This is a genomic window from Bradyrhizobium monzae (genome assembly GCF_021458635.1).
In the GTDB taxonomy this organism is placed as follows: Bacteria; Pseudomonadota; Alphaproteobacteria; order Rhizobiales; family Xanthobacteraceae; genus Bradyrhizobium.
Genome location: NZ_JAIRDQ010000002.1, coordinates 471,785 through 486,003, shown reverse-complemented (window position 1 = coordinate 486,003; position 14,219 = coordinate 471,785). Strand labels below are relative to the sequence as shown.

The following is a 14,219-nucleotide window of genomic DNA, read 5'->3' as shown; positions in this document are numbered from 1 at the left end:
TCTCTAGAGAACGTCATCGGGCACCGTGCCCGCGCAGAACCGCGGGAAACGTCAGGGCAATCAACTTCAGGTCGGTCAATATGGTCCAGTTCAATGCATATTCGACATCCATCTCGAGCATCGCTTCGGGGCTGACACGACCCCGACCGCGCACCTGGCAAATCCCGGTTATTCCGGGCTTCACAATGTGACGCTTATGGTGCCAGTCCCGGAAGTATTCGAGTTCATAAGGAATCGCTGGCCGCGGACCGACGATGCTCATTTCGCCCCGCAATACGTTGAGGAATTGAGGCAGCTCGTCGAGGCTGGTTCTCCGCAGCCACCGTCCCACGCGCGTCACGCGAGGATCGTCCGTCAGCTTGTATGGGGCGGCGGGGTCGTTCGAGAGGAGTTCCTTTGCCCAAACCCTCCGGATCGCCTCACGGTGGACGTTTTGGTCGGCGTTGTGGTAAAGCGTCCGGAATTTGAAGCAGTCGAACGGCTTCTCGTCTCGCCCGATCCGACGTTGGCGAAAGATCGCTGGACCGGGGCTATCAAGATGTATTGCTATCCACACCGCCAAGAAGACCAGCGCCAGTCCCACGAGCGCGAGAGCGCTGATCGAAACGTCGAGCGCCCGCTTGCCGAATTCCCGCGGGGTCGCCCTCCGTCGTGTGGCGTCATGCGACGGCAATTTCGGGACCTCCCGCCGGCATGTTCCGCCGCCGAAATATCCGCTGATCCTTGCCATTGCTACGGTGCTTGTTCTTGAGCCGTAGACACGCCGATGCCGCCTCGAGCGCTTCGACAACGCGCAGCCCGTTCAGTCCGTCCGCGCGCGGCCGTTCCCCGGTCACGATCGCATTGACAAAGTCGAGTATCTCGAGCTTCAGCGGTTCGCTGCCGGATATTGCGGGGATATGCACGTCGCCATGATGGTAGGCCGACTGAAAGTCGGCGTAGGAGTCGCCGTCGATCTGCGGCCTGAATCGCTTTTGGTAAACGCGCACCTTTTCGGACGGCTGCACGTCGTCGAACACCAGCATCGCATCGCTTCCGACGATTGTGATCTGGCGCACCTTGACCGGGTCTAACCAGGAGACATGCACATGGGCGGTCGGGCCGCTCTTGAAGCCCATCTTGGCATAAACAACATCCTCGACATTGGGCAGAACGTGCGCGCAACCCCAAGCGCCGATGGTTTGCGGCACCTCTTCCAGCAAGTAGAAGATGATAGAGAGGTCGTGCGGCGCCAAGTCCCAAAGGACGTTAGCGTCCTGCCGATAGAGACCGAGATTCAGGCGCCGTGAATCAATGTAGTAGAGCTCGCCGAGAGAGCCGCTCTTGATCATCTGGCGCATGACACCGACCGCCGGATGATATTCGAACGTGTGCCCGACCATCAGCACGCGCTTGCGCTGCTCGGCGATCGCATTCAACTCGCGGCATTGCGCGCTCGTCATGGCCAACGGCTTCTCAACGAGCGCGTGCTTTCCGGCCCGTAGCACCGCTCGCGCCAATTCAAAGTGCGTCTCTACAGGGGTAGCGACAATGACACCGTCAATAGAAGGGTTATTCAGCACCGCGCCGATATCACGCGAAATAGCGACAGAAGGGTATTGCGAACGGATATACTCCAATCTGTCAGGACGCGGATCAACGGCCATCGACAACCTTGCACCCCGTATGTCGCAGCTGACGCGGATGTGTTTCGAACCCCAGTAGCCGCAACCGATGACCGCGAGCGACGGGCCGCCGTTCGCAGTCCGAATTTCCGCGTCTTTATTCGCAATATTCGCCATATTGGCTCCTGTTTGAAGGCGCTCAGCGTGCTTCATTCAAGATAACCAATCGCGCGTGCGCGCCGAGGTAGAACAGGGATTATGATCTAGGCTCTTTGGGGGTACACAGGTTGGAACACCCTCGAAGCGGTGGTCATAGCCACAGTGATTGATTGGCTGATCAAAAATCTAAAGCCCTTCAAGCATCTAACGTCTTATCATTCCATGGCTTTTCCGCACAACTTCCGCGCCGGTTGCCACAAAGAGCTGATCCTCGGTTTTTGCAGCGCATTGTTTGCCGGTGTGCCCAGGCAGAGAACAGCACCTCGTCTCTCTCAACGCGCCTGCTCCATGTTCGGAATGTGCCTACGACGACCCGCCGCCTTGCCCGATGCTCGAAGCGGAGGGTTGCGCAAGCGTCGTCGCTTGTGACGCTTCTGACGACCCGGACTCGTTCTGGAGGCCCGCTACTCGGCCTGCTGCCTCGGGGGAAGGCTTATCGCCCGGGCCCGACGACCTGACCGGCATCGGCGGGTTTTCGACACTGAAAGGACCGTCAGCCGCATCGCTCATCGCAGATATGTTGGCCGACAGAACCATTGGGCGGGTGTCCTTCAGTGGAAACCTGATGATCTTTCGTATAGGACTCCCCAAAAGAGGAGCACAGTCTCGAGATCGCGGACGATCCGCAGGATGTCCGCTGGCCTTGCCGAGGGATGATGCGATAACCAGGATGGAGTACCGACGACATGGACATGGGCCCTTCGATCGCGCTCCTGCTCCGCAGCGACGACACCCCATCGCTCGAGGATCGCAATCTAGCGGAAATCCTCGATTTTTTCGGAATTCCATGGACGGCGATGAAAGTCAGCGAAGCTAACGGGGACAAGATAGCCACGCTGACGGCAAGTCATCCGCAGTTCTCCATCCTGACTTCCGCGCGCTGTCTCGCCGAAACCTTGCAGCCCTGTAAGCCCGGAACGTTTCCGGCTTGGTTGGCTGCAGCCGCTTCCGTGTTCGTCTATGGATTTCAACCTGGCGATTCCTGCAGGGCTCTGCTGCGCCGGATCACGGGAGACCCGGCGGCGGATATCCGCGGCATCGATACGTGGCCGATAACCGTGTCCGTCACGGATGCTTTTCCGGACATGTGCGGCCCAATGTCGGCCCTAAAGATCCAACTGCAGCCCGGCGCCGCGGACGTGGTGCTCGTGATCCGAGGGCATGGCGAAGTGCAGAGCATCGCCTCGGCGCCCACGGGACATATGTTCGCCGGAATTGCTCATGCCGGCGTGCACTTTTTTGCCGACGCATCACTGGCGATGGTGGACATTCGCGAACGGGCCGCGACTTATTTTGATGTGAAGAAGCGTTTCGCCGGTGCGGTGCCGGTCGTGATGTATCTGAAGTGGTCGTTCCGCGACATCTGCTGGACCACCTTCGAAACAAACGCGTGCCTAATCATTGACGATCCACCCCTGAGGCCACGGTACGGCTTTCTCGATTTCAGCGAGCTCCTGCACTTGGCCAATAAGCAGACGTTCGCGACGACAGTCGCCTTCATTCCATGGAATTGGCAACGAACAAATCGCGACACGGTTGCCGTCTTTCGGCAGAATCGCGGAAAGCTATCCGTCTGTGTGCACGGCTGCGATCACACCCGTGGTGAATTTGCGGCCCGTTCAGCTGACCTGCTCGACAGAAAACTGAAGACCGCCAAGTGTCGGATGCTGTCCCTTCTCAAAAAGACCGCGCTTGATCATGAAAACGTGATGGTTTTCCCGCAAGGGGCATTCTCGCCCGAGGCAGCGTCGGCCCTTAAACGAAACGGCTTCGTCGCGGCAGTAAACACGGAAGTCGCACCGGCCGACCACGCGGCGAACGAAACGACCCTTGCAGACCTGTGGAGTGTCGCCATCGTCAGGTATGGGGCATTCGCGATCTACACCCGGAGGTACATCCACCATGGCATTGAAAACTTCGCATTTGACGGAATCCTGGGCAAGCCGTGTTTCATCGCCGGGCATCACGACATTTTCCGGGGCCATGGCAGCGAACTGGCGGAGTTCCTCCGACAGCTAGCTTCCTTGCGGTGGAAACTTTGTTGGCGGACTCTGGGGGACGCCGTCTGCCGCAGCTACGGCATTAAATCCGGCGGCGGAGCGAGCGAAGTAAAGATGTTTGCTGAACAACTTCGCATCGAGAACACGGGGGCGATGCCGCGACGGATCCGAGTTGTGAAAGAAGAACCGGAGGTCGTCTCGTTGAAAAATGTTACAGTCAACCAGGAGACCGTCGCGCACGAATACATGGATGGATGTCTTAGAGTGATCGTCGATATTCCCCCCGGCGCAACGGCGGATATACGCTGCGTTTATCGCGAACAGCTGGATGCTTTGCCGGATTCAGATGCGCTCTCATACCGACTTGGAGTGGCGGTTCGGCGTTATCTTTCCGAACTTCGTGACAATTACGGGCACCTCTTTCGTTCTAAAGTATAGCGCCGGGGGCGAATTGCCACGAGAGTGGTCATGCTGCTTCGGCTCCGGCGCATAAGCTCTCGGCAAGGTCAGGCTGTATCGCTACCAACTCGCGGAAACGCCTCTTGCTCAGCCGAGGCGTGCCCCAGCAGCCCGAAGACTGCTGCCGCGGCCGGCTTCGAACCGGGAGCATCGCGCGCGATCAGTCTGCGAATGCCTTGGCAGGTCCAAAGTGTTGATTGCAAGCTTCTGGGCGTAGTCATGATCTAGGCCAACCGGCAACCTTCAGTCCGTCTTCTTTCCCTTAGCCAGAATAGGTAGCCCAAAGAAGTCGAAGCTCGGCGCTGATGAAAGAATACACTCGGGTAACGTGATTCAAGTCCAAATAATTGGATCCTGCGTTTTAAGAGAAGCCGTGACCTTCCCAGAACGAGCAACCGCCTGCGTTGACACCACAAACGCAATGCTGGTGGTGAATTAGAATGAGAATTGCGGTGCTCGGACTTGGTCACGTCGGCACGACGACGGCCGCTTGCCTCTCGAGGCTAAACTTATGCCCGCTCCACTAGTTGCCGATGGCGTCAAATCCTCTCATGTTCGCCCCGGTGCGATTGCCGCCGCCAGCCGTACTGGCGTCGGCAAAAAAATCTGGATTGACCTGGAGAACACGCCGCATATTCCGTTTTTCAAGCCCATTATCCGCGAACTGGATCAACGGGGCTACACGGTTGTGCTGACCGCCCGCGACGCGTTTCAAGTGTGCGAGTTGGCGGACAAGTGTGGATTGAATTACAAAAAAATCGGCCGTCACTACGGCAAGAACCGCCTCCTCAAGGCGTGGGGCCTTGCCTGGCGCAGCCTGCAATTGCTGGGCTTTGTGCTGAAGGAGCGTCCGATTATGGGGTTGAACCACGGCGCGCGCGCACAGATAGTCATCTGCAATCTTTTTCGAATCCCAACAGTCATGATCATGGATTATGAACACTCCAAGACACCGGCGATCGTGGCTCCGCGTTGGGAAATTGTTCCCGAAGTGCTATTGAACGAAAATCTTCACGCCAAGTCGAAAGAACGAATCCGCAAATATCGCGGCATCAAGGAAGATGTCTACACTCCGGAATTCAAACCGGACACCTCCCTCTGCAAGCAACTCAATTTAAGCGACACGGAGATCATCGTCACGGTTCGTCCGCCCGCGACGGAAGCGCATTATCACAATCCCGAAAGCGAAAAGCTCTTCATCGAGTTTATGGAACGCGTGACGGCGACCCCCGAGGTGAAAGCGGTTTTGCTGCCGCGCAACAAAGCGCAGGAATTGCAGATCCGCGCTAACTGGCCGAAGTGGTTTGAAGGCGGCAAAGTCATCGTTCCAAAACAGGCTGTGGATGGCTTGAATCTGCTCTGGCATTCGGACCTTGTCGTCAGCGGTGGCGGCACCATGAACCGCGAAGCCGCTGCGCTAGGCATCCCGGTCTACAGCATTTTCCGCGGCAAAAGCGGCGCGGTGGATCGCTATTTGCAAAAAGAAGGCAAGATGGTGCTGATCGAAGCCAGCGACGACGTCCAAAGCAAGATCCTGCTTCAACGCCGCGACCGCAACGCGGCGGCTAATGGGGGGGGCCGCAACGCTTTGAGCGACATCGTTCGCGAAGTCGAAGGCATCGTTCGCGCTGATTGCCGCATATGATTCGATGCTGTCCACGGCAATGGACAAGGTCCTTCCACGCCAAATTGTCCGATGGAAGAAGATTGAAGTCCGCGCGGCCCACCTGAGAATGGTTCAGGGGGACCTTTATCGCGATTTCGTTCAGGAAATGATGGTGAGAGAAAGATTGCCGGCCTCAGCCGCAACTGCGCTTCGCGCACCCTGGATGGCTCGCGCTGACCTCTCGAACCAGCGCGGAACATCCGAGCTAGATCTGCTCCGCCATTTTCGATGGAATATCATGATCGCGTAGTACTGGCGTCGAAGCTGTCCTCACGTCTGGTAGGCTGTCCGATGATCGCGGCACTACGCTGGCGAGCTTCAGATCCAAAGCACCGTGATTCTGCTTGAGCTCCAGATCGCGGCGCTTGGCGTTGATCAAATCATCGAACGAAAGCAGTGGGGAGCGAAACGCCTTGGATCCGTAGATCTTGTGGTTCGAAAGAACCACCAGAGCGTCGGCCCATCCATCAACCTCTTCGAGGGGGAATAGCTCGAGTTCCCAAGCTTTCACGAACGGGTCATGGCAGCGGATTTCGTATCTTTCGGAGAGAAGCCTTGCGACCACCAACGCCGGCGTTTCGCGAGCATCGTCGACATCCGGCTTGTAACTCACTCCCAGAATGCCGATTCGTCTGACGGACGGGGCGATCTTGTTTTGAATTCGCCCGGCGGTGTGCTTCGGCATCTCGTCGTTCAGTTCGCGCGCCGCCCTAATGACATTGAGGCCGTCGATGTCCTCAGTCAAAAACCATGGATCGATGGCGATGCAGTGGCCGCCGACGCCGATCCCCGGTTGCAAAATGCTAACGCGCGGATGCTTGTTCGCAAGCTCGATCGCAGCCGAGACGTCGAACCTGAACTTGTCGGCGATCAGGGAAAACTCGTTCGCGAGAGCGATATTGACGTCGCGGAAAGTGTTTTCCATGAGCTTGGCGCACTCCGCGGTCACAAGGGTTGTCTTGTGAATCGCACCCTTCGTAAACGTCGAATAGAGGCGTTCCGCTCGCTGTGCTGCTTCCGGCGACGTGGCGCCGATGATGCGATCATTGTGCACGATTTCGTGCAGGGTATTGCCGGGAATGGCGCGTTCCGGACAATGCGCGACTTCGATTTTAAGACGTTTCGATTGGATGATTGGAAGTACGACGTCTTCACAGGTCTTCGGCTTGATCGTAGATTCGATGATGAGAAGATTTCCGTCCTTCATCACGGGAAGCAGGCTATTCAAGGCCGAAACAACGAAGGACAAATCGCATTTCTTATTTTCGTGCGGAGTCGGCACGGCCACAACGAAAACGTCCGCCGGCGCAGGCCCCGTCTGAGCGGTGAAACGTCCAGTCTTCAAGGCAGCCGTCAGCAGTTCCGGAATGCCTTTTTCTTCAAACGGGCAGTGGCCGCTGTTAATCTCATTCACCTTGTTCTCATTGAGATCAAACCCAGTAACTCTTGCGCCCGCGTTCGCAAACAAGAGCGAAGTCGGGAGTCCCATATAGCCAAGGCCCGCAACGCAAACGGTGTCCTGCGTTCGGGAGACCGGCTGCACATGTTGGCCTGTGACGATGTCGAGAATTCTCTCGGCGGTGTGGCCGTCTCCAAATGGACTCGTCCAAGTAGTCATCGGGCGATTGAGAGCCGCGACCATTGCCTGCGTGTCTCGGTGTACCAAAACATTCGCGCCGACATCTACAGTTTCGGGCCGTTCCGTGCGATCGCGGATCGTCACACAAGGTACGCCCAGAATGCAAGCTTCCTCCTGAACACCGCCGGAATCAGTAATAACGGCGGTGCAATTCGAAAGCAAAGTCAGGAAATCCGAATAGCCGACAGGCTCGGTCCAAGTCAGATTTTCAGGCAGGTCAATCTTGCATTCTTTGAGTACTTTCTGTGTGCGATAGTGGATCGGCCAGCACACTTTGCCGGGGATCTTGGTAATCAGGTGGATGATCTCTCTCAATGCATCCGGATCATCGACGTTTGCAGCCCGGTGGGACGTGAGGAGATAATACCCCTTCTTCTGCAATTTCAGTTCAGAAAGAATCTGACTCGTTTTCTCCGCTTGAACCCGATGAGAAAGTAACGCGTCAACGATCGTGTTACCGACCTTGAAGATTTTCGACTCCGGTAGGCCTTCTTTTTTCAGGTAACCGACCTGCAGGTCGGTGACGGCAAACAGATAGTCCGAAATATGATCGGCGATGATCCGGTTGCTTTCTTCGGGCATCGTTTGGTCGAACGAGCGCAATCCGGCCTCAACATGCCCTACCTTGATATGAAGTTTATGCGCCGCGAGAGCGCCGGCCACCACAGTGTTCGTATCTCCTTGGACGAGCAATACGTCCGGTTTCTCTGACATTAGGATAGGCTCAAGCGCGATCAATATGCGGCCCGTTTGGTTCGCATGGCCGCCGGATCCGACGTTCAAATTGTACTGCGGCGCCGGAAGATCGAGCTCTGAGAAAAAGATCCCGTCGAGCTTTTCGGAGTAATGTTGTTTCGAGTGAATGATTAAGTAGTCGAGCTTTCGCTTCCGGCATTCGCGAATGACCGGCGCCATTTTTATGATTTCCGGGCGAGTTCCGACGAGAATGGCGATCTTCATCTATTCACCGTGAGCGGCTCAAACATGAGGATGGACGAACGTAGGATATCCAATATTCGCCTTATATGCGGACCCTTCTGGGTTACCCCGGTCGGTGCCTGCTTCTTATGCGAGCGGACGGTGCGGTGTGGGGGGCAGTCACGATGATCTATCGTCAGCCGTGATGCCGAAGCGCGCCAGGCATTTCTTGTTGCTCAAGCTGCCCGCTATGCCAGCACCGAGTGGCGCACTCAACCTCTCACTTCGGCGATCGTCCGGTGCTCCACCCGCGCCGGTTGGCGTGTAAAATGCCGCCCTCCGGATGAAGGTTCAGGGGCAGTTCATTTTTGTTCTGGCGCGGCCAGAGTTAGGCGCGCTAGCGAGGCAGTGAAGCTGCGCGCCGTCAGTCAGGGTCAGCGTGAAGAGACAGGCGTTGACGACCCGAGTGTTATCGTCAAATTTCGATAATTGGCGGCGGCTGTCTCGGTCGCCGTCGAGCGATAGATGCCGTATTCCCAATAGGTGCCTTGCCCATAGCCCAGCGGACCCTGGTAGTTCACAACCTGGTTTCCGTTGATTGAGACCTGCAGGTACCCGCCGCCGCTGTTGGAAAAATAGGCTTGGACATTGATGTCGTTGTAGACATCGGTCTGGATCGATTTCGGGTCGGTCCAGAGCGTGAGCATATGGAGAGCGGATGAGGAATTGCTGGGATTGCCACCGGGCAGAGCGTAGCGGGCGACAACTTGCAGATGGTCGCCGTCCATCTGAAGCGCGAATGGCGGTGAGGTCGCCACGGCGCTCGCAATGTCGTCATTGTGCATTTGACCGACGACAAACCAGCCGTTCAATCTGTTTTGAGTGTTGACAAATGACCCGTTGGTCCCATTGGCCTCCAGCATGAACTGATAGTCGATGCCAATCGGAGTACTGGGCGGGATCACTGCACCCCAGCTGGTCTTGACGCCCGTCGACTCATTTTGAATTTCAGAGCGATCACAGTATGAGCCATCACCACCCGCTGCCCAATTGTCACCCTTACGGACCTCGAACCGCAGGGTCTGCGGGTCGGGGCTGGTGATACTATAGCTCTTGCCCGCCGTCTCAATTTGGTAGACGTCGCCGCCGATAAGAAAGTGGGTTTGCGGGGTAGCCGAAAACGACGTAATCGACGGAACAACTGTTCTCGTTCTACCGACAGACTGCGATGCGGTGGTCGTATCACCTGCCATGTTGCTGTTGGTGCCGGCAAAGCTGCGAGTATCGTTGGACAGATTCTCGGCCAGTAAATTCAACGAACCATCTGCGTCCGCTATCCTCGTATCGAGAGATGTCGATCCATCAGAGATGTTCGCGACGCTGCCGGCCAGCGCGAAGATAAGGGGTATCACTATTGTCATTGTTGTCCCCCTTGTCTGTATTCTACCTGTAGTCCGAGCAATTACAGCAACGCTCTATCGTGAAACTCGAATAGCGTGCTGCCGCAAAAGTTCTTAGCCATTGGTGAAATTAACTCATTCGAATCCCGATACAATTTTCGACCGGTTCAATCGAAGGAAAATAAGGACTACCACCAGGTATGAGCCCCGAGGGATGCATCGGGCTGCATCCCGTAGGTAACCCCTATTATCCGCCAAGACGGCTTCGGGAGTCCTGAACACCTGATATGCATTTGGGAGGAGACCGCACGCACGAGGCGCGCGGCATGCTTCATCGTGACCTCGCTCGCACGCCAGGCCGTTGCAGCACAGGAGGTTTGTGAGACAATTTGGGCATGAGTGCATCCACGAACCTTGAGCAAACGGCTCCCCCGCGCTATGGCGCGTCCAAAAGCCGAGGGACCGTGATTCACGCTGGTCGCGCCATCGCGGTCGTCTTCTATGTCACCGTTGCCGCCCGGCTGCTGAGCATCGTCAGCCAGGTGCTGACGGCGTCGACCTTTGGCGCTGGCCCAATCATGGACGCCTATACAGTGGCGCTGATCGTGCCCACAACTATTTCTGGCATCTTGACCGCGGCGGTAGGCGCGGCCTTGATTCCGGTCTTTGTGGACTACCGCGAGAACAAAGGCGAGGCGGAGTCCATGCGCCTGCTCTGGGTTGCGATGACGCTGGGCACGCTGATTGCGCTCGCGGTAACGGTGGCGCTGGTCGCGGGCGCGCCGATGGTGGTGACGGTCTTCGCCCGGCAGATGGATGCCCCCACGCAGACGCTAGCGGTCATCCTCCTGCGCTTCTTGATGCCCGTGCTCTTGCTGCAAGTGTTGGTGACGCTGATCGGCTCCGTTCTGAATGCCTACGGGCGGTTTGCTCTGCCATCGCTGGCTCCCGCCACGATTACGCTGAGCACCATCGCGTTTCTCCTGTTTGCGCGTTCCTGGGGCATCTATGCCCTGGGCTGGGCCACGATTGTGGGTTATTCGCTGAATTTCTTGCTGCTCGTCGTTGCCTATCTGCGCATGGGGCTGCGCTTTCATCTCGATTTTTCATGGCGGCATCCGGGCATCCAGCGCATTGCCGCGCTTTCTACGCCCATGCTGATTGGGGCGTTGCTGGTCAACGGCAACAATCTGATCGATCAGTTCATGGCTTCGCTCTTGCCGCCGGGCAGCATTGCCTCGCTCAGCTACGCGATCAAGCTGGTGGATACGCCCTCGGGGATCTTTTATACGGCGCTCTCCACGGCGCTCTTGCCGATCTTCGCGCTGCAAGTGGCCCGGCGCGAATTTACGCTCCTAACCACCACCTTCCGCCAGGTGGTCATTTTTTCCGCAATCATCCTTTTGCCCGCTGGCGCGCTGCTGAGTTCGTTGTCGCGCCCGGTGGTGGAGATTTTCTATTACCATGGCAATTTCAGCGCGCAGGCTACCGATGTGGTGGCATCCGCCGTGATGTTTCTCGCGCCGAATATATTTATCGTGACCTACGGCTTTATCAACGGACGGATCTATAACGCCCTGCAGGATAATCGCACGTTGCGCAACGTAGCCGTGCTTTCGCTGGTGCTCAATGCCGTCCTTGACTATCTGTTGATGCAAGTCTGGGGCGTGGCAGGCATAGCGTTCGCTACCACGCTGACCTATCTGATTGGCGCGCTGACCCTGCTGGTCATTCTTGACAAGCGGCTGCAAGGGCTGCGCCTGCCGCAGCTTGGCCTCTCGCTGGGCAAGACCGCGGTGGCGGCGGCGTTCCTGTGGCTGACATGCGCACTGCTGGCGATGCTGCCCCAGGTAGCCGCGCTGCCGCTGCTGGTACAGATCGTCTTGCTGAGCGCGGCGGGCCTGGTGATCTATGCTGCGCTGCTGATGGCCTTGCGCGTTCCAGAGGCCAGCCAGCTCTGGGCCATACTGTGCAGTCGGCTGCCCTGGGGCCGCGCGCGGGCAAAACCCGCGTAGGCCGCGGATGAGCGTATCGATGTTTGCGTACCTGCGAGGAAGAACTGCCATGAGTGTACAAGTGGCTAGCTCCCCACCTAAAAGTCTTAGCCTGGCAGACTTGGTCAGGCAAGCGCGTGGTATGGTCCATGTCATCAGACGAACACGTTCGTGGACCTGCTTGCGCCTGTTCTGGTTGGGCGAGCGCAACCCTCGCCGCGTTCCCGGCGCGTTTCGCTTTCCGTTCGGGCCGGTGCGCTATATGGACGCCCGGGTGATGCTGTCGCTCTATCAAGAGATTTTTCTGGACCGCGGCTATGAGGCCGCCGGATTGCGCGACGCGCCTGTGATCCTTGATTGCGGTGGGAACATTGGCATGAGTGTGATCTGGTTCAAGCAACGCTATCCGCGTGCCCGCATCACCGTCTTTGAGGCCGACCCGCAAACCTCCGATCTTCTGGAAGAGAATGTGCGCGCGCTCGGCCTCACCTCGGTCACGGTGGTTCGTGCCGCCGTCAGCGATGCCGCTGGCAAGGTATCGTTTGTGCCTGAGGGGTCGCTGGGCGGCCATGTCGGCGATGGGCCAGGGGTGCTGGTGGACGCGGTGCGTTTAAGTGACCTGATTACCGAGCCGGTGGATTATCTCAAGGTCGATATTGAGGGCAGCGAATTTCGCGTGCTCAAAGACCTGTGCGCCACAGGAAAAATAGGGTTGGTCAACCATCTTACGTGCGAGTTGCACTGTAATCCCGGTGTGCAAGACCAGGTTGCTGAATTGTGGACGGCGCTTTCGCAAGCGGGCTTCCGCATCACGGTTAAAGAGGCGAGGGTGTGTGCTGAACTGCCAGGGCCACCCGCGCCCACGCCGTTTTTGTCCGCACCGAGCGCTAAGTATCTCGTCTGGCTCTATGCCTGGCGTGTGTAGGGATTTGGACCGCGTCTTGCCATGCGAAGAGGATGTCGTTCAGCTTCATCGGCATCGTGACACGTGAGTGCAATCTATCGAGTGAGGCGCGACAGAAGACACTCTCGCACTATCTGATCAAGATCGCCCCGCAATTGCGTGATCTATGGTCTGGGCTTCTGGTGCTAGAGAATGGGTAATCCGAAAAGGTCGCGCCACGGACCGGCTCAAATAGTATACTTGTTGTGGTGTGAGTTTGGATGCCATGCGTTGACCTCCTCTCAGGGAGCTCTTTCTCGAGCATATCCGGAATTACCGGTGTTTGGGAGCGTATGGTTGCAGCCTGCAACATCTGAAAAGGCGGACGTCTGCAGTGCTGGCTTGCTCAACCAAACTGCGCCGTCGTCCGGCCCTCGATAGCTCAGGGTTTGCGTCAGGAGGAGTGGGTAGTGAGTAGCATGGTTCAAGAAGAGGGACAGAGATTCGAGTTTGGGAATAACTGGCACCACTTCATTCAAAAGAATTTCGGACCCGAGAGGGTGCGGATTTCCAGGAAGCACCTTCTCGATTTTATCGAACGGGACGATCTGAAGGGGCTAACGTTCCTCGATATTGGATGCGGAAGCGGACTTCACTCCGTTGCCGCCCTGGAAGCAGGCGCAGTTTCGGTTCGTGGCTTTGACTATGACGCGAATTCAGTCGCTACGAGCCGATACGTGCAGGCTCAAGTAGGCAATCCCTCTAATTGGACCGTCGAGCAAGGCTCCGTTCTTGACGATACGTTTGTGAGGAACTTGGGAGCGTACGACCTGGTCTATTCATGGGGGGTTCTGCATCACACCGGAGACGTCTGGCATGCAATTCGCAATGCCGCAGCGTGCGTTAGGCCCGGTGGTATGTTTTATATCGCTCTCTATTCAGCGGACGTTCAAGTCAACCCGCCGCCGGAATTCTGGCTCGACGTCAAGCAAAAGTATGTCGCTGCGGGATGGCTGAAGAGACGCTACATGGATCTTTGGTACGTCTGGCGCTTTCAGATGCGCTATAACCCGCTGCGGCTACCGCTGTTTCTGTGGAGGATGCACGAATACAAAAAGAGTCGCGGCATGAACTTGTTTACGGATATTCGTGACTGGCTTGGCGGTTGGCCGATGGAATTTGTCTATGACAAAGAGGCCGTCGCCTTTTGCAGGGAGCTCGGTTTCAGCTTGCAGAGGATGGTGACCGGTGAGGCGAACACGGAGTTTTTGTTCATAAGGTCGGCCTCACCTAAGTGAGGGCAAGGTGCTCTCTTATTGTCACTCGGTAAGGTGAGATCGGCGCTACAGCGGGCAGCATCGAGGAGATTTCGCTCTTTTCGAAGAGGGCGGGCTGGAGGGCAGGGCCTCCAGTTGTGATAGGTTGGGTGTTAAACGT

The 14,219-nt window shown here is 57.1% G+C and carries 9 protein-coding genes; 5 read left to right on the top strand and 4 right to left on the bottom strand.

Annotated elements, in window-relative coordinates; genetic code table 11:
* Nucleotides 1–13: 13 nt before the first annotated feature.
* Together K3F49_RS11445 and K3F49_RS11440 are read right to left on the bottom strand one after the other, a co-directional pair.
* The gene (locus tag K3F49_RS11445) at nt 14–673 is read right to left on the bottom strand and encodes a sugar transferase (protein ID WP_234681025.1); all 660 of its coding nucleotides are present in this window, start codon (nt 671–673) and stop codon (nt 14–16) included.
* On the bottom strand, nt 660–1,781 hold the full coding sequence (locus tag K3F49_RS11440; protein ID WP_234681024.1) for a Gfo/Idh/MocA family protein: 1,122 nt from the start codon (nt 1,779–1,781) through the stop codon (nt 660–662). The genes K3F49_RS11445 and K3F49_RS11440 overlap by 14 nt, the downstream gene beginning before the upstream one ends.
* Nucleotides 1,782–2,509: 728 nt before the next feature.
* Between K3F49_RS11440 and K3F49_RS11435 the strand changes: the two genes are divergently transcribed.
* On the top strand, nt 2,510–4,261 hold the full coding sequence (locus tag K3F49_RS11435; protein WP_234681023.1) for a polysaccharide deacetylase family protein: 1,752 nt from the start codon (nt 2,510–2,512) through the stop codon (nt 4,259–4,261).
* 532 nt (nt 4,262–4,793) lie between these two features.
* Complete coding sequence (locus K3F49_RS11430) at nt 4,794–5,927, top strand: DUF354 domain-containing protein (RefSeq protein ID WP_234681022.1); 1,134 nt, start codon at nt 4,794–4,796, stop codon at nt 5,925–5,927.
* 226 nt (nt 5,928–6,153) lie between these two features.
* On the opposite strand, the gene wecB is transcribed toward K3F49_RS11430, so the two are convergent.
* Complete coding sequence (wecB, locus tag K3F49_RS11425; protein ID WP_234681021.1) at nt 6,154–8,547, bottom strand: non-hydrolyzing UDP-N-acetylglucosamine 2-epimerase; 2,394 nt, start codon at nt 8,545–8,547, stop codon at nt 6,154–6,156.
* 392 nt (nt 8,548–8,939) lie between these two features.
* Nucleotides 8,940–9,926: a heparin lyase I family protein gene (locus tag K3F49_RS11420; protein WP_234681020.1), complete on the bottom strand. Its 987-nt coding sequence runs from the start codon at nt 9,924–9,926 to the stop codon at nt 8,940–8,942.
* 374 nt (nt 9,927–10,300) lie between these two features.
* Here K3F49_RS11420 and murJ point away from each other — a divergent pair, with 374 nt between their 5' ends.
* The 3 genes from murJ to K3F49_RS11405 all read left to right on the top strand — a co-directional run bounded on the left by murJ (nt 10,301) and on the right by K3F49_RS11405 (nt 14,080).
* Entirely contained in the window at nt 10,301–11,920 is a 1,620-nt protein-coding gene (gene murJ, locus K3F49_RS11415) for a murein biosynthesis integral membrane protein MurJ (RefSeq protein WP_234681019.1), read from the top strand.
* A gap of 160 nt (nt 11,921–12,080) precedes the next feature.
* Nucleotides 12,081–12,824, top strand: a complete 744-nt coding sequence (locus K3F49_RS11410; protein ID WP_234681018.1) for an FkbM family methyltransferase — start codon at nt 12,081–12,083, stop codon at nt 12,822–12,824.
* A gap of 437 nt (nt 12,825–13,261) precedes the next feature.
* Nucleotides 13,262–14,080: a class I SAM-dependent methyltransferase gene (locus K3F49_RS11405; protein ID WP_234681425.1), complete on the top strand. Its 819-nt coding sequence runs from the start codon at nt 13,262–13,264 to the stop codon at nt 14,078–14,080.
* The last annotated feature ends 139 nt before the right edge of the window (nt 14,081–14,219 follow it).